Here is a 26,437-nt window from a genome sequence, read left to right on the forward strand (position 1 = left end):
TTTTGGTCGGTTGTGGCCCTTGGCGACAGGCAGAAACCTGCCAAAAGCGGTCATCCCCGCTGACGACGAATCTCGCTTAGCCGCCTTCTCAATGCCACATCAAACGCCAGGACGCAGTAAGTCCAGCTTCGGCTGGCCGCGGAGGACTCAGTAATCCTTTCAGCCTTCAATGAAGTACTGGACCTCAAGGGCGGCTCACTCACAGAACATGGTGCGAAAAGGGTCCAGGATTTGGTTACCCGAGACCAATGAACGGTCTTCTATCCCTTTAGTACCAGCGACATGTCCGGGTATTTAGCGCACATGAAATCGACGAATGCGCGAACCTTCGGAGCAGCAAGGCGCCTGGACGTATGCAAGACCCAGAGCTCGGGTTCTACACCCGATACCGTGCCCCATTGGACCAACTCGCCACGGGCAAGTTGGTTCCATGCTATGGACTGTGGAATGAGGGCTGCGCCACCGCCAGCGATAGCAGCATCGCGGATCATCAGTAACGAAGAGAAGCGCAGCTTTGGAATCGGCTCCAGGACCAAGTGTCCTCCATCGAGTTTCCAGTTGGTGGGCTGGAAACTCGAAACCACGATGCTGGGAACCGGTCTGATCGCGCCGGGCATTGGCTTAGGTACTTCGGGCGCAGCCACTACAACTAGCCGGTCCTTGGCGAAGCAGCGGCCGACCAAACTGCTGTCTGGGCTCGGATTGATCCGAATGGCGACGTCAAATTGTTTCTCGACCAGATCGACCAGGCGATCCTCCGCCACGACCTTTGTCCAGGCTGGTGAGATGGTTAGTTTCGACTCCAGCGAGGCACCTATCGCCTTACAGGCGTCAGGTCAAGAGAACGCAGTGTTCGTCTTGGGTTCGGCTGTACCCCATCCGCACTCGCTACACCTTGGATACTATTCTGTGCATGCAAGTGTGCAGGCGCTTGAGGCGGGCGAGCGTCGCATAGCCGAGTTGGCTGTTGAAGGCTGCCGGGGAGCGTCGTACAGCGTCAGGAACGATTCCGGTATTCCGCTGACGGCTTGCAATCCATCGGCGGTTACCGGGTTTATGTCATTTCGTTTCAGCGTCCGCTTTTGGCCGGTTCTATTGAAAAGTCGGATTTTCGACTCGCCTGATCTCAGGCAAGCCGACTACCGGATAGCCAAATTGGACGGCACCGAACATTTGAATGAGTTCTACGTGCGGGAAGTATTATCAAATGTTCCGCCAAACCCAATGATTGCCTTGGTTTCCAGGTATTCCTCCAAACCGTAGACACCATACTCACGACCATTACCAGAACGTTTGTAACCACCGAATGGAGCCATTGGATTCCAGGCGGGGTAATTCAGATGCACTTGTCCCGCGCGGATACGAGAGGCCACTGCACGCGCTAGATCAAGGTTCTGAGACTGAACATGGGCGCCCAGGCCGTATACCGTATCGTTCGCGATAAGGACCGCCTCATCGATCGTCTCATACGGAATGATGCACAGCACCGGCCCGAAAATTTCTTCTTGGGCGATACGCATTGCGGTATCTACCTCGGAGAAAACTGTCGGTCGGGTGTAGAAACCCTTTTCATAACCCGGCACACGTCCTGGTCCGCCGCAAACGAGTTTTGCACCCTCACTCAGGCCAGCCTCGATCATGGCTTGCACACGATTGAACTGGGCCTCGTTGGCAATGGGACCGAGCACTGAATCTTCGGATTGTGGATCACCCACGATGATCGCATTGGCGGTTTCGGCTGCCAGCGATTCGACTTCCGCCAGCCGGTCCTTAGGTACGATCATTCGTGTCGGGGCGCTGCACGATTGTCCGACGTTGCGGAATGCCGACATCACCCCTAATGGAACGGCTTTGGCAAAGTCGGCGTCGGGAAGCAGAATGTTCGGGGATTTGCCTCCCAGTTCTTGCGTGACGCGCTTCACCGTATGGGCGGCTGCCTGCGCGACCAGCGCGCCCGCGCGGTTTGAGCCAGTAATCGAAATCATATCAATATCAGGGTGCGCAGCCATCGCTGCGCCGACCTCGGATCCACTTCCGTTCACGAGGTTGAAGACGCCTGGTGGAAGGCCAGCGTCATGGACCAATTGTGCAAAAAGAAGAGCGCTTAGAGGAGACAGTTCGCTTGGTTTGAGGACCACAGTGCATCCGGCGGCAATAGCCGGGGCGACTTTCGCGGTGATTTGATAAAGCGGCCAGTTCCACGGAGTGATGAGACCGCAGACGCCTATGGGCTCGCGCTCAATCGCAGTTCCACCTTCAATTGTTTGGAAACGATAAGTGGACAGCAGATCGCGGGCGACCCGAACGTGTTCGGCCGCGAGAGGCACTTGCATTGCCCGGGCGGAACCGATGGAAGCGCCCATTTCGAGAGAGAGGGCCTGCGCGAGCACTTCTTTTCGCTCAAGGATGAGCTCATGGATCTTTCCAAGGACAAGCGCGCGCGACTCTGCGCAGGTAGCAGACCAACCAGGAAACGCCGCACGCGCCGCAGCTACTGCCCGATCAACATCCTCGGCGGAGCCTTGCGCGACCTGCGCAACAACCTCTTCAGTTGCCGGATTGACCACCGGCAAACTTGCCGGGATTGCCGGGGAAGACCAACAGCCATTGATATAAAGTTTCTGAGCCATTTGCGGATCAATGCTGTAGCTATTCGAAGATTGTATTGTCATCCAACTGGCTCCCTAGAGCGGTAACAGGCACTGCAAGCAGCAGAGGGCGGTCTGGCTCGCGACCTTGCAAGGCCTTTGAAACAAAGATCAAGCCGAACGTGGAAATCACCAGAACATCGCCGTGACGACCAGGACATTGCTATGCCGGGTCTTCTCAATAAGCTAGCAAAGCGTGCCAGATAAAATGTGCTGTTCTTGAGGTTTGCAAGGGAGAATCTGCTGTATCTGCCAGGCTGACTTTGTATGAGAACAAGTTGACCCGATTTCGTCAGTAACCTTTCATATAGACCGCTTCGTGAGACCATTCCTGCTCAGTGCAAGCGATGTGTCGCAGGCGCATCGGTGGCGGTGATGGGCCATACAGATAAGCAGGAAGAAATGTGGTGCCGCATCGTGCGATGCGCCGCCTTTCTAAAGCTATCGCGACGCGTGTGCAGATGTTGCTTTGACCGGTATGTCAGGCCTATCGCTAATAGAAGCAAGGTTGTCCCAAAGCGCATTGAAGTCTTGAATGGCCCCGGCCTCACCTCGCAGCACAATCAGCGGGCGCGTCCTCAGCGAACGCTCCTGTTCTTCTTCCGCCAGTCATAAATGCCGCCGCACATGGCGCCGTACTGGGCTTGCCAGCGCACCAAAACAGCCCTCAAAGGCTTGAAAACAGGGGGTGGAGCGCCCGAGTCTGGAGCGTCAAGCAAAGTCTGCTGAGCAGGCCCTGTAAAACAGTGGTTTGTACCAAGCAGCCTATACTTTTAACAGTTTATGCATGGTCTCTTGGTGTTGTAATAAATCCGTGATGCAGCGTTGCACCGATGCTTCCAGAACGGAGTAACTGCTTGCCCCGTCATGACCTCAACAATCATTAAGGATCGCACTCATGAGCTTTCTTCGACCCAAGTTTATTACCTTTGACTGCTATGGCACGTTGACCAACTTTCAAATGGGAAACATGACGCGCGAACTGTTCGCCGATCGTGTCCCTTTTGAGCAAATGGATCAGTTCGTCAAGGACTTCTCCGCCTATCGTCTGGATCAGGTGATGGGTGACTGGCGGCCGTATGATGAAATCATCAAGACCGCCCTGGCGCGCGTCTGCAAGCGTTGGGGTGTCGAGTACAAGGGCGAAGGCCAGCTCTACTACGACGCCGTACCGACTTGGGGTCCACATGCCGATGTACCGGCTGGCCTGGCAAAAATTGCCGACAAGATTCCATTGGTGATTTTCTCCAACGCGATGGACGAGCAGATCATGTCCAACGTCGACAAGCTCGGCGCACCTTTCCATAAAGTCTTCACCGCCCAGCAAGCCCAGGCCTACAAGCCGCGCTTGGCTGCCTTCGAGTTCATGCTCGATAACCTAGGTTGCGGGCCTGAGGACGTTCTGCACGTGTCCTCAAGCTTCCGTTACGACCTGATGCCGGCCCACGACATGAAGATCAAGAACAAGGCCTTCGTTGCTCGTGGTCATGAACAGCCGGCGAATGCCGTTTATGGCTACCACCAGATCCCGGATATCGGCGCATTGCCCGGGTTGGTCGGTCTCTAAGTCGCAAGGCACTCTTCAAGGCAAAAGGGGTTAGACATGGGCAGTGAGTCCTATTGGCTCGATACCGCACCGCAATTCACCGGTGCACAGCTCGGCGCATTGCCCGGGCAGGTCGATGTGGCCATCGTCGGTGGTGGTCTCACTGGCCTGGCCGCGGCCCGAGCCCTGGCCTTGAAGGGGGCCAGTGTGGTGGTGCTCGAAGGAGGGCGGGTGATTGGCGAGGCTTCGGGGCGCAATGGTGGCCACTGCAGCACCGGCGTTGCCCAAGACTACGCGGCACTCAGCGCCAGCCTCGGCGCTGATAAGGCGCGTGCTTATTACCAAGCCTATGAAAGCGCCGTACAGAGCGTCGTTTCATTGGTGGAACAGGAGCAGATTGCCTGCGACCTCAAGCGCAATGGCAAGCTGAAGCTGGCCGCCAAACCGATGCATTACGAAGGTTTGGCGCGCACCTGCGAATTGATTCGGCGGGAGGTCGACGCCGAGGTCGAGTTGCTCTCTCCAGAAGAAGCCCGTGCTGAAGCCAACTCGGCCCAGTTCCATGGAGGCATGCTGCAGCGCAACGGCGTGCAGATGCATGTCGGGCGCTTCGGTGTCGGGCTGGCCGAAGCAGCAGCACGTCACGGCGCATCGATCTTTCAGGGCGTGTCAGTGACGGACTGGAAAGCCAGTGCCGGCGGCTATCAGGTCAACACCACCAAGGGCTCGCTACACGCCACGCAGATTCTGCTGGCCACAGGCACGTGCCAGCAGGGCGGATTGGGCTGGTATCGGCGGCGGATCGTGCCGGTGGGCAGTTTCGTGATCGCCACCGAGGTACTACCGCAGGCCCTGATCGACAGCTTGCTACCGGCACGGCGTTCCTATGTCACCAGTCGCATGATCGGTAACTACTTCCGCCTGACGCCGGACAACCGCTTGCTGTTTGGCGGTCGTGCCCGGTTTGCCATGTCTGACAGCATTTCCGACGCCAAGAGCGGCAAGGTGTTGCAGGCGGCGATGGTCCAGATGTTTCCGCAACTGGCTAACGTGAAGATCGATTACTGCTGGGGTGGCCTGGTGGATATGACCTCCGATCGGTTGCCCCGCGCCGGGCAGCATGGAGGGGTTTATTACTCCATGGGTTACAGCGGTCATGGGGTGCAAATGTCGGTGCACATGGGGCAGGTCATGGCTGAGGTAATGGCCGGCAAGGTCGAGGCCAACCCGTGGCGCGAACTCGATTGGCCAGCCATTCCCGGGCATTTCGGCAAGCCCTGGTTCCTGCCTTTGGTGGGGGCGTATTACCGCCTGCAGGACTACCTGCACTGAGTCCATGGAGTTGCTTTACGTTTCAACCACGCTGCGCTTAATCGCCAGCACTCGAGCCTTATCAATGACGAAAGGTAGAACTGACATGACTGACAATAAAAACAATATCGACTCCCAGTTGATCACCGGTGAAGAAAGTCTGCGCGTATTCGAAGGGCTCAATCGCGGCATGTCTCGCCGCAATGCATTGCAGATGCTGGGATTGGCCGGAGTGGCCGTCGCGGGCGCCAGTAGTCTGTTCGGCGCCGCTGGCAAACTGTTTGCCGATGATGAAGCTGCAAGCCCTGGCAAAGGCAAGCCCGGCGGTCGTATCCGCGTCGCAGGCTCGTCCAGTTCCACCGCCGACACCCTGGATCCAGCCAAAGGTTCGTCGTCCACCGACTACGTGCGTCACTACATGTTCTACAACGGCCTGACCCGTTTCGACAGCCATATGGTGCCGCAATTGGAGTTGGCCGAGCGTATTGAAACCACTGACGCCACGCTCTGGGTGATCAGCCTGCGCAAGGAAGTGACGTTCCACAACGGCAAGGCGTTGACCGCCGCCGACGTGGTGTTTTCTCTGTTGCGGCACAAGGATCCACTCACCGGTTCCAAGGTCCTGCCGCTGGCGTCGCAGTTCGCCGAGGTCAAGGCCGTTGGCACCCACGAAGTGCAGATACAATTGAGCGGCCCGAATGCTGAATTGCCGTCGGTTCTTGCCATCTCTCACATGTTGATCGTTCCCGAGGGTACGAGCGATTTCAACCAGGGCATCGGTACCGGCCCGTTCAAGGCCAAGGAGTTCAAGCCAGGGGAGCGTTCGATTGGTGTGCGCAATTCCAATTACTGGAAACCCGGCTTGCCATATCTGGACGAGATCGAATTTATCGCCATTGCTGACGAGTCGTCACGGGTCAACGCCCTGTTGTCGGGCGACGTACACATCGTTAACGAGGTTAACCCGCGCTCAACGGTTCGCATCAAGGGCAGCACCAAGCATCGGGTCGTGGACTCACCGTCGGGTAACTACACTGACCTGATCATCCGTCAGGACCAACTACCGGGCAAAAGCCCGGAATTCACCCAGGCCATGAAATTGCTCCTGGACCGGGAACAGATCAAGTCGGCGATATTCCGTGGCTTCGCCAGGGTCGGCAACGATCATCCGATTGCACCCGGTGCACGCTTCTTCAATGCCGACTTGCCACAACGTGCCTACGATCCGGAAAAAGCCAAGTTCCTGCTCAAAAAGGCCGGCATGGAAAGTATCACCATGCCGCTGATGTGCTCGCCGGCTGCGACCGGTTCGGTGGACATCGCCGTGTTGCTGCAGCAGTCAGCCAAAGAGGCGGGGCTCAAGCTCGACGTCAACCGTCTGCCGAGCGATGGCTACTGGTCCAACCATTGGGCGAAGCACCCGCTGAGTTTTGGCAACATCAATCCGCGGCCAAATGCCGACATGCTTTTCTCACAGTTCTTCCAGTCGACAGCACCCTGGAATGAGTCCGGCTGGAAAAACGAACAGTTCGATCAACTGTTGGTACAAGCCCGAGGTGAAACCGACGAGGCCAAGCGCGGCAAGATGTACGCAGATATGCAAACCCTGGTGCATGAGCACAGCGGTATCGGCGTGCCAGTGTTCATCAGCAACATCGATGGCGCCGATCAGCGAGTCAAAGGCTACGGCACCAACCCCCTAGGCGGTTTCATGGGGTACATGTTTGCCGAGCAGGTCTGGCTGGACGCTTAATGAAAGTTGGGTTTTTGCTGCAGCTACATTGCATGAGGATAGGGTGATGAACAGCAACACACTGCGGTTGATCGGCCGGCGCCTGGGCGCGGCGATCGTGACCTTGTTGATTGTGTCCATGGTGGTTTTCGCCATCACGGCGGTGCTGCCGGGGGACGCGGCGCAACAGTCTCTGGGGCAGTTCGCCACGCCGGAACAAGTGGCAGCCTTGCGCCTGAAAATGGGGCTGGATCAGCCCGGTGTGTTGCGTTACCTGCACTGGTTGATGAGCCTGCTTAGTGGTGACATGGGGCTGTCGGTATCCAACGCCATGCCGGTCAGTGACTTGATGGCCGGGCGTCTGCCCAACACCCTGATGCTGGCGGCCGCGACGGCGCTGGTGTCAGTACCGGTGGCGTTGTTTCTGGGCATCGGTTCGGCCATGGGCCGGGGCGGGCGCATCGACAGCTTCCTGAGCTTTCTCACCTTGACCATGGTGGCGGTGCCAGAGTTTTTGGTCGCGACCCTGGCGGTACTGATTTTCGCGGTGAACCTGGGTTGGTTGTCGGCGCTGTCCTACGCCAGTGACATCACTTCACCCTGGCAGTTCATGCGCACTTACGCATTGCCGGTGATGACGCTGTGCTGCGTGATTGTCGCGCAAATGGCGCGCATGACCCGGGCGGCGGTGATTGATCAGCTCGACAGCCCTTATGTGGAAATGGCCCGGCTCAAAGGTGTAAGCAAGATTCGGATCGTCCTGCGCCATGCCTTGCCCAATGCCATCGGCCCCATTGCCAATGCCATCGCCCTGAGCCTGTCTTACCTGTTGGGCGGGGTGGTGATCGTTGAAACGATCTTCAACTACCCCGGCATCGCCAGCCTGATGGTCGATGCTGTGACCAACCGCGACATGGCACTGGTTCAAGCCTGCACCATGTTGTTTTGTACGGCGTATTTGACGTTGGTGCTGATTGCCGACCTGTGCGCGATTCTTTCCAATCCGAGGCTGAGAAATCAATGAACAATCTCATTGTGAAATCGCCGACTACTACCAAATTGGCACTGGGCAAGGTTTCCCACGGATCGTCCTGGGTCGGCCTGATCGGCGCTGCGATGTGTGTGATCTGGTTGCTGGTGGCCATCTTCGGCCCATGGCTGGCACCGCATCCGGTCGGGGAAGTGGTCTCTGATAATGTCTTCGACAACCTGAGCGCTGCCTACCCGTTCGGCACCGATTACCTGGGCCGCGACATGCTCAGTCGGATCCTCGTCGGCGCACGATTCACCGTCGGCCTGGCGTTGGTGGCCGCTGTGTTGGCCAGCAGTCTGGGGACCAGTTGTGCATTGTTGTCGGTGGTGTCACCGAAGTGGCTGGATGAACTGATCAGTCGCCTGATGGATGCTTTCATTTCAATCCCCAGCAAAATGCTGGCGCTGATCATGGTCTCGGCCTTCGGCTCCTCGGTCACCTTGCTGATCTGCACGGCGGTATTGAGCTTCACTCCGGGCGCATTCCGCATCGCCCGCAGCATGGCGGTGAACATCGAAGCGCTGGAATATGTGCAAGTAGCCCGTACTCGCGGCGAACGTCGGCTGTACATCGCCTGCGTGGAAATCCTGCCGAACATGCTCAACCCCGTGCTGACGGACCTGGGGTTGCGCTTTGGCTTCATCGTGCTGCTGCTCAGTGGCATGAGTTTCCTGGGGTTGGGTGTGCAACCACCGGATGCCGACCTCGGCTCGCTGGTTCGCGAGAACATCGGCGGTCTCAATCAGGGCGCACCGGCCATTGTGATACCGGCCCTGGCCATTGGCACCCTGACCATCGGTGTGAATCTGTTTATCGACCGACTGTCGTCGCGACGTAGTCGACGTTCGGGAGGCCATTGAAATGAGTGAATTAATTAGCGTTAAGGACCTGCGAGTGGTCGCCTGTGGCGAGCTTGGTGAGGTGGAAATCGTCAAGGGCGTAAGCTTCTCCCTGCAGAAAGGCGAAGTGCTGGCGTTGATCGGTGAGTCCGGCTCCGGCAAGACCACTATCGCCCTGGCGTTACTCGGTTATGCCCGACGCGGTTGTCGGCTGGCTGGCGGCATGGTGCAAATCGGCGAGCACAACATGCTGGCGTTGAATGAAAGCCAGTTGCAAAAGTTGAGGGGCAACCGGGTTTCGTATATCGCCCAGAGCGCCGCAGCGGCGTTCAATCCGGCGAAAAGACTCATCGATCAAGTGATTGAGGGGGCGTTGATTCATGGCTTGGGCAGCCAGGCAGTGCTTGAGGCCAAGGCCATCGAGTTGTTCCGCGACCTGGCCCTGCCGGACCCCGATCACATTGGCCAGCGTTACCCTCATCAGGTTTCCGGCGGGCAACTGCAACGTGTGATGGCGGCCATGGCGCTGATCAGCGATCCATTGCTGGTGGTGCTCGACGAACCGACGACGGCGCTTGATGTGACGACCCAGATCGATGTACTGCGGGCGTTCAAACGAGTGGTACGCGAACGTGGCGCGACGGCGGTCTACGTATCCCACGATTTGGCCGTGGTGGCGCAGATGGCCGATCAGATCGTGGTGCTCAATGGCGGTGAGATCTTCGAACAGAGTGCCACGGCACCATTGCTCAAAGGCCCGGCCCACGAATACACCCGCAGCTTGTTGGCGGCAGCCCGGCCGGACACCACGATCCGTCCGCCTTGCGGCATCGCCGAAGAGACGCCGTTGTTGACTATCCAGGGGCTGACCGCCGGTTACGGCAACAAGAACGCGCAAGGCATGCCATCGATCCGCGTATTGGAGGACATTGATCTGACCGTGCGGCGGGGCCAGGCCATTGGAGTCATCGGTGAGTCAGGTTCTGGCAAGTCGACTTTGGCGCGGGTTGTGGCCGGGTTGTTGGAGCCGGCCCTCGGCGGGCTGACCTTCGATGGCCAGCCCTTGAGTGGCAGCCTGTCGTCGCGAACCGACGAACAGTTCCGACGCATTCAAATGGTCTTCCAGAATGCCGACACCGCGCTCAACCCAATGCACAGCGTCAGCACTATTCTAAGTCGCCCGCTGAAGATGTATTTCGGCCTCAAGGGTGCGGCGTTGCGCGAGCGCATTGGTGAGTTACTGGACCTCGTTCGTTTGCCGCGCACGATGGCTGAACGTCGTCCGAACGAACTGTCCGGCGGGCAGAAGCAACGGGTCAATCTGGCCCGGGCTCTGGCGGCCAAGCCAGACCTGATTCTCTGTGACGAAGTAACCTCGGCGCTGGATACCGTGGTCGGTGCAGCGATTCTCGAACTTTTGCGCGACCTGCGCCAGCAACTGGGGGTGTCCTATCTGTTCATCAGCCATGACATCTCCACCGTGCGAGCCCTGTGCGACGACATTGTGGTGATGTACAGCGGCTACAAGATTCAGGCCGGTACTCGACAATCGTACGCTGAAGCACCATTTCATCCCTATACCGATCTGTTGATCCATTCAGTGCCGGAGTTGCGCCAGGGCTGGCTGGAAAGCTGCGGAACAACGACCTGTGGCACGCTGCCGCCCATAGGTGCGAAGGCTAATGTGGCAGGGTTGTGCACCTTCCTCAATCGCTGTCCTGTGCGGGTTGACGGTCTGTGTAATTGCGTCCCGCCGGACCGCCGGATGATTGTTGGCGGCAGTGAAATCCTTTGCCATCACGACAGTGCGGAGTTGATGAAAACTCAGCAGCATTCAAACAACCTGATCGTTGGAGCCTATGCATGAACGGGCGTTTCGTCAGGCTGGCCGAACAGGATCGGCCAACCGTTCAATTAAAGGTCGACGGCATGCCGATCGAGGCGCTGCAGGGCGATACGCTGATGGTTGCGTTGCTGACTCAGGGCTCGGCGTTGCGTCAATCGGAGTTTGATCCGGGTCGGCGCGCCGGTTTCTGCCTGATGGGAGCCTGCCAGGATTGTTGGGTCTGGACCCGCAGCGGCGAGCGTATACGTGCCTGCTCCAATGAGGTCCGTGAAGGTCTGGATATTGTCACCACACAACCGGAGGCGATATGGCCACTGCGCGGCTGAGCACTCATCGAGTCGTTATCGTCGGCGCCGGACCGGCCGGTACACGTTGTGCCGAAACCCTGGTCGCCGCTGGATTCAAGCCCATCCTGATCGATGAAAATCGTCGTGATGGGGGGCAGATCTACCGTCGCCAGCCCGAAGGTTTTACCCGGGATTACGCCACGCTTTATGGTACAGAAGCCGCCAAGGCCAACGATCTGCACCAGAGCTTCGATCGCTTGCGCGGGCAGATCGACTATCGCCCGGACACGCTGGTGTGGAACCTGACACCGGGGCAACTGTGCTGTGTCAGCCAGGGCAAGCACTCGACAGTGGATTACGATGCGCTGATCCTCTGCACCGGTGCCACTGACCGCTTGATGCCGATAGAGGGCTGGCAGTTGGCGGGCACGTATAGTCTCGGCGGTGCGCAGATCGCCCTGAAATCTCAGGCTGTTTCCATCGGCCACCGCGTGGTGTTCATGGGCAGCGGGCCGTTGCTGTATCTGGTTGCCAGTCAGTATGTGAAGGCGGGGGCCAAGGTCGCGGCAGTGCTCGACACTTCGCCTCTGAGCAAACGCATCCTTGCCATGCCGAAACTGCTGGCACGCCCGGGGTTGCTGTTCACCGGGATGAAATTATTGGCGCAGTTGTATCGCGCGAAGATCCCGGTGCACCTGGGCATTTCGCCGCTTCAAGTGCAGGGCGATGCGGCCAGCGGTGTCAGTGGCGTACGCGTGCGTACGGCACGTGGTGAGACCTTGACGGTGGATTGCGATGCCGTGGCCCTCGGATATCACCTGCGCCCGGAAACTCAATTGGCCGACCTGGCCGGTTGCCGTATGCGTTTCGATGAAGCGTCGAGCCAATGGTGGCTGGCTACGGATGAAGACGGCCGGACCTCGGTCAGCGGCGTGTATGCCGCCGGTGACGGTTCGAAGATTCGCGGAGCAGATGCCGCGGAGCACGCCGGGCGCCTGGTGGCCATGGCGTTGCTGGAGGATCTGCAGCAGCCAGTGAATGTGGTGTTGCGCGACGAACAACGCCATGCCCTGGCGGTGATGGATGAATTCCGTCTCGGCCTGGCGCAGGCCTTTCCCTGGCCCTCCACCCAGGCCAAAGCCCTGCCGGACGAGGCCATCGTTTGCCGCTGCGAGATGATCAGCGCCGGCGAGTTGCGCCGGACCGTCAGTGAGAAGGGGGCCTGTGAGGTCAATCGGGCCAAGGCCTTCAGCCGGGTCGGCATGGGCCGCTGCCAGGGGCGTTATTGCTCCCAGGCCGGGGCTGAGGTGATTGCCGCTGCTGCGGGCGTCAGCGTGCAACAGGTCGGCCGACAACGGGGTCAGGCGCCGGTTAAACCCCTTTCGATACTCACCGAGGAGGTGTCGCCATGACGGTACAGAAAGCCGATGTCGTGATTGTTGGCGGCGGCCTGATGGGCGCCGCGGCGGCGTTTTTCCTGCGCCAGCGTGGGCAGTCGGTTATTTTGCTGGAACGCGACCAGATCGGTCAGTACGCCAGCGGCGTCAACTTCGGCAATGTTCGGCGTCAGGGGCGTTACCTTGGGCAGCTCGAGTTGGCCAATCGCTCGTTTGGGTTATGGAAGCGTCTGCCGGAGCTGATCGACGACGACCTCGAGTTCATCGCCAGCGGGCATATGCGGGTGTGTTACCGCGAAGACGAGATCGCCGAGCTGCAAGCCTACGCAGACGCTCCTGAGGCGGAGCAGCTGGACCTGAAGATCTTTAGTGGCGACGAATTACATAAGCGCTTTCCGTTTCTCGGCCCGGATGTGAAAGGCGGCTCCTATGCCCCTCACGATGGGCACGCCAACCCGCGTCTGGCGGCCCCGGCGTTTGCCCGTGCAGCACGACGCCTCGGTGCGCGGATCGAAGAGCGCACGGAAGTGGCAGAGGTGCAAAAGCTCGGCGGTGAGTTCCACATCAGCACCACCGACGGTCGTCAGTTCAGCGCCGCTCAGCTGTTGATCACCGCTGGCGCCTGGGGTCAAAAACTCTCGGCGCAGTTCGGCGAACCGGTGCCGCTGGAAACTCATGGTCCGCAAATGGCCGTGACCGAGCCAGTGCCTTATGCCTTGCCGACAGTACTCGGTGTCTATACCAAGATTCCCGAGGAAGTGATTTATTTCCGCCAGATACCCCGTGGAAACATCATCATCGGCGGCGGCTATCGCAGCGAACCGGACATGCTCAACCGTCGGGCCTATGTCGAGCCGCGCAGCATTCTCAATCAGTTCGATCAGATGCGTCGCCTGCTGCCGGGTGTCGGCAACCTGAACATCATTCGGGTCTGGAGTGGTATCGAAGGTTACCTGCCTGATTCACTGCCCGTGATGGGGCCAAGCGGCACCGTTGATGGTTTGTTCTATGCGTTCGGCTTCTGCGGTCATGGCTTCCAACTCGGCCCGGGCGTCGGCGACGTGATGGCCGAACTGATCAGCACCGGCAGCACCAGCACTTCGATTTTGCCGTTCTCCATCAACCGGTTCGCCTCTTCAGTCGAGCAACGGAGCAAGGTCTCATGAAGCCCCGAGTACTGGAGATTCTTAAACACCTGATGGCCTTTGAAACCGTTTCTTCGGAATCGAACATGGCCTTGATTGAGTACGTGCGCGATCTGCTGCTGACCAAGGGCATCGAGTCGCTGATCGTCAAGGACTCCAGCGGCAAAAAGGCCAACCTGTTCGCCAGTACTGGTCCGCGGGATGTGCCAGGGGTTCTGCTCTCCGGCCATACCGACGTGGTGCCGGCAGCGGGGCAAGCCTGGACCTTTCCGGCGTTTCAGGCGACCGTGCAGGACGGTCGGATCTACGGCCGTGGCAGTTGCGATATGAAGGGTTTTGTCGCACTGGCTATCGACGCCATGCTCGATGCCGCCGATCATCCGTTGAGTCGGCCGTTGCAACTGGCGCTGTCCCATGACGAAGAAATCGGCTGCGTGGGTGTACGACGTTTACTGGATGTATTGCATCTGGCGCCGGTGCGGCCATTTCTGTGCGTGATCGGTGAGCCGACCAACATGCAGTTTGTGCTTGGGCACAAGGGCAAGGGCTCTTACCGTTCTTACTGTCGCGGCCTGGAAGCCCATTCCTCCCTGGCACCGCGTTCGGTCAATGCGATTCACGTGGCTTGTGACTTCATCGCCGCGCTGCGTCAGGGCCAGCAGCAATTGCAAGAGCAGGGCGCTCAGGATACCGAATACGATGTGCCCTACAGCACCGTGCATGTCGGGCAGATTGTCGGCGGCAAGGCGCTGAACATCGTGCCGAACCTGTGCACCCTGGATTTCGAAGTGCGTAACTTGCCGGCGGACGACTTGGATCAGTTCCTGGAACAGATGCGCGAGCGTGCCGAACTGATCGTGCGCGAAGCCAAAAAGCTGTCCAGCGTGGCGGATATCGAGATCGAAACCCTGAACGTCTATCCGGGCCTCGATACCCACCCGAGCGTTGAAGCGGTGCGTTTTCTGAAAAACTTTGCGGCGCCGGACACCGGCACTGCCAAAGTTTCATTCGGCACCGAGGGCGGGTTGTTCAAACAACGCCTGGATGTGCCGGTGGTGGTCTGTGGCCCGGGCTCGATAGAGCAAGCGCACAAGCCTGACGAGTTCATCGAGATCAGCCAGATGGAAGCCGGCGAGCACTTTCTGCAAGGGGTGTTGGGCTCGATGCGGCTCTAGTGTTGCGTTTGCCTACTCCGGACACTCGCTCACCGCGCTTATGGCCTTGTTATGGCATGGCGTCCAGGAACGCTTGACGTCCCGAGCTTGAGTTCACCCGCTCATCGTACTGACAGTGTGGGAGGTGCTGAGAAAGGCTTCCCAGGCTTGCTTGACTGTGCCTGTTCAGAAATATCGCCAGCCACTCGCAACCCTTCCGGAGTCCTCTATGAAAGTGCTTGAGAGCCTGACATTCGCGGGTAAGTTCGTCTTGCTCGGCTTGCTAGCCGTGACCCTGATTACCATTCCTACCAGCCTCTACGTACTGGGTGCGTACCAGAATAGCCACCAGACAAATCTGGAGCTGCGCGGCATACGGCCGGTGCAGGCATTGCTCCAGTTAATTCACTTAACGCAGCAGCATCGCGATTTGGCATCCGTCGTGCTGACCGGCAATCGTGACTTCAATAAAGCCCGACTGGACAATCAGGCCGAAGTGGATCGCGCCGTCAAGGCAACCGATCAGGTTTTACAGGAGGCTCAAGTCTCCCCCAGCATTCTGGCTGCCTGGCGACAGGCGCAGCAACAATGGCAAGAGCTGGTCGGCCAAGTCTCTCAGTCCACAGTCAAGGGCCCGCAGAGTCTGGCCCGTCATAGCCAGTTGATCGCCGCCTACCTGCTGATCGAGGACGCAATGCTCGATCAGTTCAAACTGTCCCTGGATCCAGTTTTAGGGACGTACTCGCTGATGGCGGGCGCCTTGATCGAGTTGCCGCAAGCCAGCGAGTTGTTGGGTCAGTTGCGGGGTGCCGGCGGCCTGTATCTGGCGCAGGGTCGGATCCTGCCTGAGCAACAAGGTGCACTGCGTGGCCTGGCCACACAAGCACTGAGCAGTGTTGACAAGACGGCACGTGCCTTGACCAAGGCGAGTACCGCCGAGCCCGAACTCAAGGCTCTGCTGGAGGTCCCCCTAGCGGCGTTAGGTCCGCAAATCCAGCAGGCGCTTGCACTCAGCAATGCGCGATTGGTATCGGCCGTCGAAATGGACCTGGATTTCGCGCCCAGTGCAAACACCTCCGGGAATAACGAGTCTACCGATGCCCTGTACGCGCTTAAGCTGAATTACCCGGTCGGCGACTATCTCACGGCTTACAAAAAACCTGTTGACGCCTTGTATGCCATTGGCCGCTCAGCGCTGACAGCACTCGATGAGGAGCTGGTGAAACGCCGCGACAGTGCCCGGCAGAGCTTCATCCTGATGTCCACAGGTTTGCTGGTGCTGCTGTTAGCTGGCGGCACCTTGGCCACCTTGATCGTGTTGCGACTGCTTAAACAGTTGGCGATTGCCATGGCCGCAGCCGAACGTATCGCCGAGGGTGACCTGACCCGACCACTGGATATCGTTGGCAGGGATGAAGCGGCGCGCCTGTTGCAGGCGCTTGGGCGCATGCAAATGAACCTGCGCAGTACGGTCAGGCAGATTTTGAGTTCTTCCGAACGACTGGCCACGACGTCCGCTCAGTTAAGTGCAGTGACCGATGACGCCACCCGTGGTGTGCAACGCCAGAGTGCTGAACTCGACCACGCGGCCACAGCGGTAACCGAAATGACGGGTGTGATCGAAGACGTGGCGCGCAATGCCGCCTTGGCCTCGGAGGTTTCCCAAGCAGCAGACCAGCGTTCGCGTCAGGGGCAAGAGAGCGTCAGCCGTACAGTCGGTGCCATCGAATCGTTGACCGAGGATATCGAGGATACCGCAAGTGCCCTGCAAACCCTGGCAGGTCAGATAGGTGACATCGGCTCGGTGTTGGATGTGATTCGCGGCATTGCCGAGCAAACGAATCTGCTCGCCTTGAATGCGGCGATCGAGGCGGCTCGCGCGGGTGAAAGCGGACGGGGTTTCGCCGTGGTGGCCGACGAGGTTCGGGCCTTGGCGCAACGAACCCAGGAGTCGACCAAACAGATTGAGACCATCATCGGCTCGGTGCAAAAAAGCAGTCACGGCACCCTACGAGCCATGCAAAGCAGTAATGGTAAAACCCGGGGGACCCTGGAGGTCGCCCGTGCGGCAGGCGCGGCACTGAATGCCATCGTAGACGACATCGCCCAGATCAACGAACGCAATCTGTGTATTGCAAGTGCCACCGAAGAGCAATCCCATGTTGCCCGTGAGGTGGATCGCAACCTGCTCAATATCCGTGATGTTTCCCAACAGGCCTCGGCCGGCGCCAATCAGAGCCAGGCCTCTAGCCGAGAACTCGCGGGCTTGGCCAGCGAGCTGAATAGCATGGTCAAGCATTTTATCGTCTGAGCGAGACTCGTAGCGCCTCATTCATGCTCGGTGACCGGCTGCATCTCGGCATCGGAGAGCGTGAAGATAGCCCTCATAAACCAACAGTAGAGCCTGCTGTCGAATGCTGATTTTCAGCATTCGAGGCTGCCTGGGCGGCGCTTTCAGCATCCTCGTCTGTGGCGACACAATAGACTGAAGGCTGTCTCGGAACAGGACTCGACCATGCTCAAGAATCGCCTGAAAGACCCCAGTCTACTGGTAGAACTCGCTTACATCGACGGTCAGTGGATCAGCGCCGACAACGCCGCCACCCTGGACGTTATCGACCCGGCCAGCGGCCAGTTGCTCGCCCGCGTACCTGCGATGCAAGGCAGCGAAACCCGACGCGCCATCGAAGCTGCCGAACGCGCCTGGCCGGCCTGGCGCGCACGCCCGGCGGCAGAACGGGCGGCACTGCTGGAACGCTGGTATCAGGCGATGATCGACAACCTGGACGATCTCGCGTTGATCATGACCTGCGAGCAAGGCAAGCCGCTGAATGAAGCCAAGGGCGAGGTCCGCTATGGCGCCAGTTTCGTCAAATGGTTCGCCGAAGAAGCCCGTCGGGTTTACGGCGAAACCATCCCGGCACCCAGCGGCGACCGCCGCTTGCTCACGCTTAAGCAGCCGGTTGGTGTTTGCGCCGCGATCACTCCGTGGAACTTCCCTAACGCGATGATCACCCGCAAATGCGCACCCGCTTTGGCGGCCGGCTGCCCGGTCATCGTCAAACCCTCGGATCTGACTCCACTGTCCGCCCTGGCTTTGGCGGTGCTCGCCGAGCGTGTCGGCATTCCGGCCGGGGTTTTCAACGTGGTGACCGGTATGCCCGCCGGCATCGGCGAAGAACTGACCGGCAACCCGACGGTGCGAAAGATCTCCTTCACCGGCTCCACTGCTGTCGGTCGATTGCTGATGCGCCAGAGCGCCGAACACATCAAGCGCTTGAGCCTGGAACTGGGCGGTAACGCGCCGTTCATTGTGTTCGACGACGCTGATCTGGAACAGGCAGTGGCTGGCATCATGCTCAGCAAGTTCCGCAACGCCGGCCAGACCTGCGTTTGCGCCAACCGGATTCTGGTGCAGGACGGGATCTACGAGCGCTTCGCCCAACGTCTGGTGGAGGAGGTGGGCAAGCTCAAGGTCGGCAATGGCCTGGACGCCGACGTGACTATCGGCCCACTGATCAATGCGGCGGCGGTGAGCAAGGTCGCTCGACATATCGACGATGCTTTGAGTCAGGGAGCCCGTCTGCTCTGTGGCGGCATCCCCGAGGGCGACAGCCAGTTCGTCCAGCCGACGGTGCTCGGTGAGGCTCATGCCGGGATGTTGCTGGCCAATGAAGAAACCTTCGGCCCAGTTGCACCGCTGATGCGCTTTACCAGTGAAGAAGAAGCGCTGGCCTTGGCCAATGCCACGCCTTATGGCTTGGGCGCCTATTTCTTCACCCAGGATTTGCGCCGTTCATGGCGGTTCGGCGAGGCGCTGGAGTTCGGCATGATTGGTCTCAACACCGGGCTCATTTCCATGGAAGTCGCCCCATTCGGCGGTATCAAACAATCGGGTCTGGGCCGTGAAGGCAGCAAGTACGGCCTGGATGAATACCTTGAAGTCAAAGCCTTCCACATCGGTGGGCTGTGATCCGGTCACCGTTTGAACAGGACATTGAGGAGCCACGATTGATGAGTAAACCATTTAGAATCGCCGCGATTGCCGGCGATGGTATCGGCAAGGAAGTCTTGCCTGAAGGGCTGCGGGTACTGGAGCAGGCCGCGAAGAAATGGCAGCTGGACTTGAGCATCGAAGTGCTCGATTGGGCCCACTGCGATTACTATCTGGAACACGGGCAGATGATGCCTGCCGACTGGTTCGAACAACTCAAGGGCTTCGACGCGATTTACTTTGGCGCCGTGGGCTGGCCGGACAAAGTACCGGATCACATTTCCCTGTGGGGTTCGCTGCTGAAGTTCCGCCGTGACTTCGACCAATACGTGAACATCCGCCCGGTGCGGCTGTTTCCCGGCGTGCCGTGTCCGCTGGCCGGTCGCGAAGCGGGGGACATCGATTTCGTGGTGATCCGCGAAAACACCGAGGGCGAGTACTCGTCGGTCGGCGGCAAGATGTTCGAAGGCACCGAGCATGAGTTCGTGCTGCAGGAGTCGGTGTTCACCCGGCGCGGCGTGGACCGGATTCTCAAGTTCGCCTTCGATCTGGCCCAGACCCGGCCGCGCAAACGTCTGACCGCAGCCACCAAATCCAACGGCATTTCCATCAGCATGCCCTACTGGGATGAGCGCACGGCGACAATGGCCGCGAAGTACCCGGACGTCACTTGGGACAAGCAACACATCGACATTCTCTGTGCGCGCTTCGTGCTGCAGCCGGATCGTTTCGATGTGGTGGTGGCGTCGAATTTGTTTGGCGACATTTTGTCCGACCTGGGACCGGCCTGCGCCGGAACCATCGGCATCGCCCCCTCGGCCAACCTCGATCCGGAGCGGCGCTTTCCCTCGCTGTTCGAGCCGGTCCATGGCTCGGCGCCGGATATCTATGGACAGAACATCGCCAACCCGATTGCGATGATCTGGTCCGGTGCCTTGATGCTGGACTTCCTGGGCAATGGCGATGAGCGCTACCGTGCGGCCCATGACGGCATTCTCAGGGCTATCGAGCAGGTCATCTCCGAGGGGCCGATCACCCCTGATTTGGGTGGACAAGGCTCGACCCAGGATGTCGGTATGGCCATCGCAGCGGCGCTTTAACTCCAGATAACAACAGGTCGGCTGGAGAGCTCCACCCCTTCTTGTGTCTCACCCTTTTAGCCCGTCTCACTGCGGGCTTTTTTTATCGCGTGCCAATACCCCTCTGACAGTCTCTTTTCAAGGTGCCCTGCTGAGCGCCTGCACTGTGGAACTGCTTCTAACGGCTCTTTCCTTCAGTGTTGCGAAGATCCAGAGAAGTGGGTTCAAAGGAATGTGAAGGAAGGCGAGTATGCGGTTGTTATTGATGATTTTGGTGGGCTGCGCCATACACGCCAAGAGTTGGGCAAACGCCCCCATAGACGTGGTCATTCTCTGTGACGCCGGCTATCCACCCTATAGCTATGCCGAAGGGGATGAGGCCAAGGGGCTTTACACCGATATTCTGCGCAAAGCCTTTACCCGCATGCCGGAATACAACGTGCAAATTCGTCCCGTGCCCTGGGCGCGCGGTCTGGCGGAAGTGGCCAGCGGCCGCGCCTTTGCTCTCTATCCACCCTACCATCGACCCAGCGCACGGCCCTGGATGGACTTCTCGCGGCCTATATTGAGGGAGAAGGTAGTCGTCTTTGTGCGCGCAGAATTGGCGCGAATACGACCGGTCGAACACTTCCCGTTCGGCTATAGCGGTCTACGAATTGGCATGAACAGAGGGTTCATGAGCATTGATGATCAGGACTACCAAAGCATGCTCGCTACAGGTGCCTTGAAGCAGAGTTATGCCAACGACAATCGTACCAACCTGGCCAGGCTCTATCATGGGCGAATAGATGTCTATATCAATGACCGCCTTTCGGTCCAATGGGAACTTGACCAGATGCAACGCGAGGGCGTCTTTGCCCAGAACGATCTCAACTGGCTAGTCGAAGGACCTTGGCTCTCCGGTGAGGCGGGGTATCTTGGTTATACCCGGCTCAATGCTTCGGCTTATCCTTACAAGCCCAAATTCATGCAGCGTCTCGATAAGGTTCTGGCGGAGTTGGAGCGTGATGGCAGCATTGAGCGTCTGACAAAGAGTTACGATTTGGTTAACCCTTTGTACTCCCCGGGTGATGGCATCTAGCTTCGGTAGGGGAACACGCCCAAGTCACCTTCAGGGGGCTTCTGCCTCCGCGGGTCTCAAGTGTATCCCCTGGCCAGCCGGGCTACCTGCTTGCAATCACCTGCCTTAGCGCCTCGACAAAGCGGCACAGATCGCTCTTCTGCGTGTAGATGCTCGGCGATACCCGAAGTCCGCTGATGTGCCTGATCTGGCGGAACTTGACATGCACCTGGTGGTTTTTTCGAAGCTCCTGCTCAACCCATCGAGCATCACATTGATCGATAGAGAACAGGCTTACTGCGCCCAGCTCGACGGTATCAAGTGGCGTGTGGAGCCTGAAACCAGGAATGTCTTTGGCGAGGTCAACCCAGTAACGGGTCAGCTCCTGTAGGCGCGCGTGAATGACTCGCGTGCCGATTTGTGAGTGGAAACGGATAGCCGGGGCAATGCCCGCCTGTATCGCTGAGTTATAGGTGCCGAGATTCCAGTGGTCGAATTTGTCGATTTGAAGCGGCGGTGGATCGAAAGGCCCCAGCAACGGCCAAGTGCTGTCGATTCGGTCGCGCCTGACAATTAGCATGCCATTGCCGACCGGCGCCCCCAGCCATTTGTGGAGGCTGGTGATGAAGAAGTCGCAATCCAGTTCGCGGAAGCTGAGCGGCATCTGCGCAAACGTCTGGGCACCGTCCACCACAGTGACAATCGCCCGCGCTCGGGCTAGCGCACAGATGCGCTTGACCGGCAGGACTCGCCCGGTCCAATGCAGCATGTGGGTCAGCTGGATCACCCGGGTACGCGGGGTAATGGCCTGTGCATACGCTTGCACGATGACATTATCATCGTCCATCAGGTCGAAGTCGACAGTCACCACTTCGATGCCTTCGCGCTGCTGACGCTGCAACCATCCGGCTATTACGCTCGGATAGTCCCACTGTGATACCAGCACTTGGTCGCCAGCCTTCAATGGAATGCCGAAGATGGCTGTCGACAAGCCTTCGGATGAGTTGCGGTTCAGGGCGATCTCATCGGGATCGCAATCGGCCATGTCAGCCAGCTGTTGCTTGATCGTAGGGAGCTCGGCGTCGAGGTTGCTCCACATATTGACGTCCGGGTTGTGGCTGATCAGCCGATAGGCATCAATCATAGCCTGCTCTACCACCAGCGGTGGCGGACTCACGGCCGCGTTGTTCAGGTTTAATAGGGGGCGCTGCTCTGGATAGGCTGCGTACACGCGCTCCCAGAATGCTTCCCCAGCTACAGGCTTGTCTGACATCAGCTGCACTTCCATTCCCGCTTCTCACCTCTGTTTGAATTGTGACTGGGGCTTGCGCGCTCGCCATGCCCACGATCTTCAACGCCACGATTAGTGATCTCTTCAGAGCTGCCTGGACCATCAGTAGCAGTTCACTAAAGCCGATATAGATAAGGGGTTAGTATTTTTTTACCGAGTCTTCGAGCGTGTGCCCCTGAGCGTCAATGGGCGGGTCGCTGGGCTCCTCGGTGACTGGCTTATCGTCGCCCATGGATTTGCGAAATCCCCTGATCGTGTCGCCGAGATCCGATCCCAAGCCTTTCAGACGCCTGGTTCCGAACAGCATGACCACGATCAACAGGATGATCAGGAGTTTTCCGGTACTGAAGCCACCCAATCCCATTGTCTGTACTCCGCAAGTGATTGATCGGTTTTGTGGTGGGCCGGCGAAGGAGAAATCCATCTGCCGGCGCTAACGCGGTTCGAGTTATTTGACGACGTAGAACTTGCGCACATAGGCGCTGCTGTTCCAGGCGCATGGTGCGCCTCGGGGCACGAACACGGTATCGCCAGTGTTGACCGTCAGATGCGTCCCGCCCGCAACCTGGAGGGTCACACTGCCTTCGAGCAGGTGCATCAATTCGTGCAGCATGTGCGGCCTCGCCCTGCGGGTATAGGGTGTCGAGTCCCAGACGCCGATGCGCAGGTTGGTCGCTTCTTCGACAAACAAATTGTGCGAGCGACATTGCGGTGCCGGGCTTAGCAGAATTTCTGCATCCGGTGCTGCAGAGGGAGAGAGCAGGGTTTGCTGGGGGAGGGGCGTTAACCCGGGATTGCACGCCTCTACGAGCTGGGTATCGGCGCAGAATGCCCAGAGAGAGTCGGGTTGTGCCTCGACCTGAATCGATGTGCCCCGGGCAATCACGGCGCTGTCACCGGGATTGAGTTGGAGCGTGCCATCCTGGCTCTGCAGGGTGACTTGTCCCGCGTGTACCACGATCATTTCGCTGTAGGGATATTCATCGACGCTGAATTGTCCGCTCGCCTGGATCACGCCGGCAGCAATGTCATCCGGCCCGACATAAGCAATATGCCTGTCGAAAGGATCGTTTGCCCCCAACGAACCGGGGGTAAATTTTGTTAGAACGGGACTGCCGTCGGCGTGTGCCAGCAGCACTGCAGTGGGCTCTTGCATGAAGGAGTTTCTCCAGAAATATACGTCGTGTGGCGTTGGATGGATCTATGGGGGGTGTCAGCCGATGGCCTGAGTCACCAGCGCAAATTGGCGCACTCCGCCGATAGCCCGCGGCGGGGTGCCACGAGCCATTTGCGCAACGGTGTCGACCTGCTTCAGCCCGGCCTCTTCCAGCCAAGGGGCCAGCCCGCTATCGGACGGTATATCCATGCGCACGAATGCGTTCGGCACTTGGGCCAACAACACCGCGATCAAGTGCTTGGCCTGCTCTGGATTTTCTGCGATGACCGGGCCGATGCAGCGACCACGGCCGAATGGACGCAGCATGGCGAAGGCGCGAAGCTGACCATCGCGCTCGATACCAACCGAGTGTTCGACACTATCGAACAGATCATTGAGTACGGCCTGTCTGTTCAGGCCGCTGCCGGCGTTGGCCAGTTCGATTTGATCGTTTCTATCGGCCTCGGTCAGCGGGCGGCAGTGCTCACCGGCTGGCAGATCATTTGGTACTGGAGACAGCGCATGCCCCTGATGTTGTTGAATATGTCCAAAGTCAATGAATCCCTGACTGGCATAAAGTGGGGCACCGGCTAACGTCGCATTGAGCATGGCGGTACGTGATCCGCAAGCCTCAAGTGCCAGTTCCATCAGCTTGCGACCTATACCCTGGCCCTGGTACTCATCACTGACGATCACCAAGCCGATAGTGGCGTAATCTCCCTGCGCACAGGTGAACGCGGTACCTATCAGGCGACCTCCATCTTCTACGACAAAACCCTGCGCGATGCGCTGCAACATGGCCCATTCCTCCAGGCGGTGGGGCCATTTCAGCTGTACGGACAAGGCGTGGGCCAACGGCACATCGGCCGGGGTCATGGGGCGATAGCTATACGTAGGGCGTTGCGAGTTGGACATGACAGATCTCCGTATACAGGGAGCGTGACCGGTCGGATTTCTCCGTGGAAAGTATTGGTATCTCACCTGCTGCGAGGCCTGACAAGAGGCCTCCATTGATTCGGTAGATTCATTAAGCGACAGCTTTGTAGACCCCATTTACTGCTCAAATGAGAAGCATGATCGGCAGCAAATACTGGATCGGCTTTCAGGATGCAGACCAAAGCAAAAGGCACTTCTGATGGGGAGATTGCTTAAAAAAAGGCGCCCGGATGGGCGCCTCAAGGCTAAGGGAGCAGGGAGCAGACCTTCAATAAAACCGGCCGGTCCACAGGTAAAACCGGTCGGGACCAATCGTTACAGAATGCTCAGCGGATACTCGATGATCAGGCGCACCTCGTCGATATCGCTCTCGAACGAGGTCGCACGGTGTGTAGCCTGGCGCAGGCGGAAGGACAGGTCCTTGGCGGCCCCTGCCTGGACCACGTATTTGGCTTCCAGGTCGCGCTCCCACTCCTTCTGGTCGTCACCCACCTTGTTGGCATAGGCACCGTGCGGATCGGCTTTGGTGCCATCGATTTGATCACCTTTGACATAGCGGGCCATAAAACTCAGCCCCGGTATGCCGAACGTGGCCATGTTCAGGTCATAACGAGCCTGGATGGAACGCTCGTTGGGGGCGTTGAAGTCGGAGTACTGAATCGAGTTGGCGAGCCAGATCGAGTCCACACCGATGTAGTCGAAATACTCGTCACCATCGATCTTCTGATAGGCCAGGGTGAGCTTGTGTGCCCCCAAGGAATAGGCCGCCTTTGCCGACCAGCTCGTCGTGTCCAGTTTACCGGCACGCGCTTCGCCCTGGTCCTGGGTTTTATAGGCCGTCAAGCCAAAATTCAGCGATTGCTGATCAGTCAGAGGGATCGTATAGGAGGCACTGCCGAAGTGCTGACGCCAGACATTGACGGCCTCACTGGTGTACGCCATCAGGCTGAGGTTGTTGTTGACTTTATAGGTGCCGCCAATGAAGTCGACACTGTCAGCTTCGGTCCCACCGTAAGTGGTGAGCAGTTTGTCATCGGAGTTGGTCGAGGCTCGATTGTTGAATGCGGTGAAGTGGCCAGCCTCGAAAGAAACAGCGTCGAACTCTTTGCTCGACAGTTGGAAGCCGGTAGCGGTTTCCGGCAGCAAGCGGTTGTCGCCGGTGGCGAATACCGGAGCGGTCGGGCGTTGTTCGCCGTACTTCAGCACGGTAGAGGAAATGCGCATCTTCACTGCGCCGCCGATCTCGCCATAGCTGTCCGGCACTTCAGCTTCGGCGGTGCGGTTGTTGCTGATCGGCAGCAGACCGTTGCCGACTCGACCGCGGCCAGTGTCCAGCTTGACCCCACCGTACGCGAAGGCATCGGTGCCGAAACCGATGGTGCCCTGGGTGAAACCGGAGGCGAAGTTGAGCATGGCCCCTTGTGCCCACTCCTCGCGATAGCCATTGCGCTCGCTGGCGGGCTTGGAGCCGTTAGTACCTTGGCTATTGCTGCCGCCATTACGGAAGTCGCGATTCATATAGAAATTACGATTGAGCAACCCGAGGCTGCTGTCTTCAATGAAGCCATTGGCTTCCTGTTGCTGACCAGCTATTGCCAGTTGCGTGGTGGCGGCAATGACAGCCAAGGAGAGAGAGCTTAGTTTTGCGATGTTCATCGCTTACTCCATGAGTACTTATTAGTGTTCGTTGCATGCACGGCAAACAACGCTCTTGCGGCAGCTCAGGTAAACCACTGCGAAGTAAACCCGGGAGAGTCCTGTCGATCAGCGCCTAGCGGTGGACTTGGCCAGCAGCCGGGCTCCGCAGCGGTGGCTGTATCGCAGTTACGGCGAGACCTGACAATGGGGTGCAGTCAATTCGGTAGATTGCATAAGTTGTGGCTTAACGGGCCGCAATTACTACTCAATTTTGGGGAGGGATCAGCAGCAAATGTCGGCTGATTTTTTGGGGCGGGTATGCGCAGAAACAGCAAGATTGGATGA

Annotated in this window: 20 protein-coding genes and 2 pseudogenes; 15 read left to right on the forward strand and 7 right to left on the reverse strand. The window is 58.6% G+C overall.

What is annotated here, in order from left to right:
* Nucleotides 1-260: 260 nt before the first annotated feature.
* Nucleotides 261-770: pseudogene (locus KGB20_RS15010) on the reverse strand (LysR substrate-binding domain-containing protein); the annotation flags it as partial.
* Nucleotides 771-1,184: 414 nt separating this feature from the next.
* On the reverse strand, nt 1,185-2,672 hold the full coding sequence (locus KGB20_RS15015; protein ID WP_223532664.1) for an aldehyde dehydrogenase family protein: 1,488 nt from the start codon (nt 2,670-2,672) through the stop codon (nt 1,185-1,187).
* An 874-nt stretch (nt 2,673-3,546) separates the two neighbouring features.
* Between KGB20_RS15015 and KGB20_RS15020 the strand changes: the two genes are divergently transcribed.
* The 15 genes and pseudogenes from KGB20_RS15020 (at nt 3,547) to KGB20_RS15085 (ending at nt 21,092) form a co-directional block, all read left to right on the forward strand.
* Entirely contained in the window at nt 3,547-4,215 is a 669-nt protein-coding gene (locus KGB20_RS15020; protein WP_223532666.1) for a haloacid dehalogenase type II, read from the forward strand.
* A gap of 36 nt (nt 4,216-4,251) precedes the next feature.
* A complete protein-coding gene (locus tag KGB20_RS15025) occupies nt 4,252-5,526 on the forward strand; it encodes an NAD(P)/FAD-dependent oxidoreductase (RefSeq protein ID WP_223532668.1) in 1,275 nt (424 codons plus the stop codon).
* 85 nt (nt 5,527-5,611) lie between these two features.
* Nucleotides 5,612-7,258, forward strand: a complete 1,647-nt coding sequence (locus KGB20_RS15030) for an ABC transporter substrate-binding protein (RefSeq protein WP_223532670.1) — start codon at nt 5,612-5,614, stop codon at nt 7,256-7,258.
* A gap of 46 nt (nt 7,259-7,304) precedes the next feature.
* Nucleotides 7,305-8,261: an ABC transporter permease gene (locus KGB20_RS15035; RefSeq protein ID WP_223532672.1), complete on the forward strand. Its 957-nt coding sequence runs from the start codon at nt 7,305-7,307 to the stop codon at nt 8,259-8,261.
* Nucleotides 8,258-9,130 carry an ABC transporter permease gene (locus KGB20_RS15040; RefSeq protein WP_223532674.1) on the forward strand — a complete coding sequence of 291 codons (873 nt, stop codon included), beginning with the start codon at nt 8,258-8,260 and terminating at the stop codon, nt 9,128-9,130. The genes KGB20_RS15035 and KGB20_RS15040 overlap by 4 nt, the downstream gene beginning before the upstream one ends.
* 1 nt (nt 9,131) lies before the next feature.
* Nucleotides 9,132-10,976, forward strand: a complete 1,845-nt coding sequence (locus KGB20_RS15045) for an ABC transporter ATP-binding protein (protein WP_223532676.1) — start codon at nt 9,132-9,134, stop codon at nt 10,974-10,976.
* Complete coding sequence (locus KGB20_RS15050) at nt 10,973-11,281, forward strand: (2Fe-2S)-binding protein (RefSeq protein WP_223532677.1); 309 nt, start codon at nt 10,973-10,975, stop codon at nt 11,279-11,281. Before KGB20_RS15045 ends, KGB20_RS15050 begins: the two co-directional genes overlap by 4 nt.
* Nucleotides 11,263-12,654, forward strand: coding sequence for an NAD(P)/FAD-dependent oxidoreductase (locus KGB20_RS15055; protein WP_223532679.1), 1,392 nt, complete (start codon nt 11,263-11,265; stop codon nt 12,652-12,654). Before KGB20_RS15050 ends, KGB20_RS15055 begins: the two co-directional genes overlap by 19 nt.
* On the forward strand, nt 12,651-13,805 hold the full coding sequence (locus tag KGB20_RS15060; RefSeq protein ID WP_223532681.1) for an NAD(P)/FAD-dependent oxidoreductase: 1,155 nt from the start codon (nt 12,651-12,653) through the stop codon (nt 13,803-13,805). The genes KGB20_RS15055 and KGB20_RS15060 overlap by 4 nt, the downstream gene beginning before the upstream one ends.
* Nucleotides 13,802-14,959 (forward strand): acetylornithine deacetylase, encoded by a 1,158-nt coding sequence (argE, locus tag KGB20_RS15065; RefSeq protein WP_223532683.1) that lies wholly within the window; start codon nt 13,802-13,804, stop codon nt 14,957-14,959. Before KGB20_RS15060 ends, argE begins: the two co-directional genes overlap by 4 nt.
* A gap of 208 nt (nt 14,960-15,167) precedes the next feature.
* Nucleotides 15,168-16,391: pseudogene (locus tag KGB20_RS29295) on the forward strand (nitrate- and nitrite sensing domain-containing protein); the annotation flags it as partial.
* 153 nt (nt 16,392-16,544) lie between these two features.
* Nucleotides 16,545-17,249, forward strand: coding sequence for a methyl-accepting chemotaxis protein (locus tag KGB20_RS29300; protein WP_411740893.1), 705 nt, complete (start codon nt 16,545-16,547; stop codon nt 17,247-17,249).
* 204 nt (nt 17,250-17,453) lie between these two features.
* A complete protein-coding gene (locus tag KGB20_RS15075; protein WP_223532687.1) occupies nt 17,454-18,911 on the forward strand; it encodes an NAD-dependent succinate-semialdehyde dehydrogenase in 1,458 nt (485 codons plus the stop codon).
* Between the two features lie 41 nt (nt 18,912-18,952).
* Nucleotides 18,953-20,032: a tartrate dehydrogenase gene (locus KGB20_RS15080; RefSeq protein WP_223532689.1), complete on the forward strand. Its 1,080-nt coding sequence runs from the start codon at nt 18,953-18,955 to the stop codon at nt 20,030-20,032.
* A 229-nt stretch (nt 20,033-20,261) separates the two neighbouring features.
* Nucleotides 20,262-21,092 carry a substrate-binding periplasmic protein gene (locus KGB20_RS15085; RefSeq protein ID WP_223532691.1) on the forward strand — a complete coding sequence of 277 codons (831 nt, stop codon included), beginning with the start codon at nt 20,262-20,264 and terminating at the stop codon, nt 21,090-21,092.
* An 82-nt stretch (nt 21,093-21,174) separates the two neighbouring features.
* Here KGB20_RS15085 and KGB20_RS15090 read toward each other — a convergent pair whose 3' ends face one another.
* From KGB20_RS15090 to KGB20_RS15110, 5 genes are all read right to left on the reverse strand, one after another.
* Complete coding sequence (locus KGB20_RS15090; RefSeq protein ID WP_223532692.1) at nt 21,175-22,359, reverse strand: aminotransferase class V-fold PLP-dependent enzyme; 1,185 nt, start codon at nt 22,357-22,359, stop codon at nt 21,175-21,177.
* Nucleotides 22,360-22,501: 142 nt separating this feature from the next.
* Nucleotides 22,502-22,726, reverse strand: coding sequence for a twin-arginine translocase TatA/TatE family subunit (gene tatA, locus KGB20_RS15095; RefSeq protein WP_223532694.1), 225 nt, complete (start codon nt 22,724-22,726; stop codon nt 22,502-22,504).
* A gap of 84 nt (nt 22,727-22,810) precedes the next feature.
* A complete protein-coding gene (locus tag KGB20_RS15100) occupies nt 22,811-23,518 on the reverse strand; it encodes a cupin domain-containing protein (protein WP_223532696.1) in 708 nt (235 codons plus the stop codon).
* A 57-nt stretch (nt 23,519-23,575) separates the two neighbouring features.
* Nucleotides 23,576-24,433 (reverse strand): GNAT family N-acetyltransferase, encoded by an 858-nt coding sequence (locus tag KGB20_RS15105; RefSeq protein ID WP_223532698.1) that lies wholly within the window; start codon nt 24,431-24,433, stop codon nt 23,576-23,578.
* Nucleotides 24,434-24,769: 336 nt separating this feature from the next.
* Entirely contained in the window at nt 24,770-26,110 is a 1,341-nt protein-coding gene (locus KGB20_RS15110; protein WP_223532700.1) for an OprD family porin, read from the reverse strand.
* Nucleotides 26,111-26,437 lie beyond the last annotated feature (327 nt).

The sequence above is a fragment of the Pseudomonas sp. BF-R-30 genome (genome assembly GCF_019956175.1).
Taxonomy (GTDB): domain Bacteria; phylum Pseudomonadota; class Gammaproteobacteria; order Pseudomonadales; family Pseudomonadaceae; genus Aquipseudomonas; species Aquipseudomonas jessenii.

What these genes read in the sequence shown, in the direction of transcription:
- KGB20_RS15015 (WP_223532664.1), bottom strand. Translation starts at nt 2,672, where the DNA reads ATGACAATACAATCTTCGAATAGCTACAGCATTGATCCGCAAATGGCT.
- KGB20_RS15020 (WP_223532666.1), top strand. Translation starts at nt 3,547, where the DNA reads ATGAGCTTTCTTCGACCCAAGTTTATTACCTTTGACTGCTATGGCACG.
- KGB20_RS15025 (WP_223532668.1), top strand. Translation starts at nt 4,252, where the DNA reads ATGGGCAGTGAGTCCTATTGGCTCGATACCGCACCGCAATTCACCGGT.
- KGB20_RS15030 (WP_223532670.1), top strand. Translation starts at nt 5,612, where the DNA reads ATGACTGACAATAAAAACAATATCGACTCCCAGTTGATCACCGGTGAA.
- KGB20_RS15035 (WP_223532672.1), top strand. Translation starts at nt 7,305, where the DNA reads ATGAACAGCAACACACTGCGGTTGATCGGCCGGCGCCTGGGCGCGGCG.
- KGB20_RS15040 (WP_223532674.1), top strand. Translation starts at nt 8,258, where the DNA reads ATGAACAATCTCATTGTGAAATCGCCGACTACTACCAAATTGGCACTG.
- KGB20_RS15045 (WP_223532676.1), top strand. Translation starts at nt 9,132, where the DNA reads ATGAGTGAATTAATTAGCGTTAAGGACCTGCGAGTGGTCGCCTGTGGC.
- KGB20_RS15050 (WP_223532677.1), top strand. Translation starts at nt 10,973, where the DNA reads ATGAACGGGCGTTTCGTCAGGCTGGCCGAACAGGATCGGCCAACCGTT.
- KGB20_RS15055 (WP_223532679.1), top strand. Translation starts at nt 11,263, where the DNA reads ATGGCCACTGCGCGGCTGAGCACTCATCGAGTCGTTATCGTCGGCGCC.
- KGB20_RS15060 (WP_223532681.1), top strand. Translation starts at nt 12,651, where the DNA reads ATGACGGTACAGAAAGCCGATGTCGTGATTGTTGGCGGCGGCCTGATG.
- argE (WP_223532683.1), top strand. Translation starts at nt 13,802, where the DNA reads ATGAAGCCCCGAGTACTGGAGATTCTTAAACACCTGATGGCCTTTGAA.
- KGB20_RS29300 (WP_411740893.1), top strand. Translation starts at nt 16,545, where the DNA reads ATGACGGGTGTGATCGAAGACGTGGCGCGCAATGCCGCCTTGGCCTCG.
- KGB20_RS15075 (WP_223532687.1), top strand. Translation starts at nt 17,454, where the DNA reads ATGCTCAAGAATCGCCTGAAAGACCCCAGTCTACTGGTAGAACTCGCT.
- KGB20_RS15080 (WP_223532689.1), top strand. Translation starts at nt 18,953, where the DNA reads ATGAGTAAACCATTTAGAATCGCCGCGATTGCCGGCGATGGTATCGGC.
- KGB20_RS15085 (WP_223532691.1), top strand. Translation starts at nt 20,262, where the DNA reads ATGCGGTTGTTATTGATGATTTTGGTGGGCTGCGCCATACACGCCAAG.
- KGB20_RS15090 (WP_223532692.1), bottom strand. Translation starts at nt 22,359, where the DNA reads ATGGAAGTGCAGCTGATGTCAGACAAGCCTGTAGCTGGGGAAGCATTC.
- tatA (WP_223532694.1), bottom strand. Translation starts at nt 22,726, where the DNA reads ATGGGATTGGGTGGCTTCAGTACCGGAAAACTCCTGATCATCCTGTTG.
- KGB20_RS15100 (WP_223532696.1), bottom strand. Translation starts at nt 23,518, where the DNA reads ATGCAAGAGCCCACTGCAGTGCTGCTGGCACACGCCGACGGCAGTCCC.
- KGB20_RS15105 (WP_223532698.1), bottom strand. Translation starts at nt 24,433, where the DNA reads ATGTCCAACTCGCAACGCCCTACGTATAGCTATCGCCCCATGACCCCG.
- KGB20_RS15110 (WP_223532700.1), bottom strand. Translation starts at nt 26,110, where the DNA reads ATGAACATCGCAAAACTAAGCTCTCTCTCCTTGGCTGTCATTGCCGCC.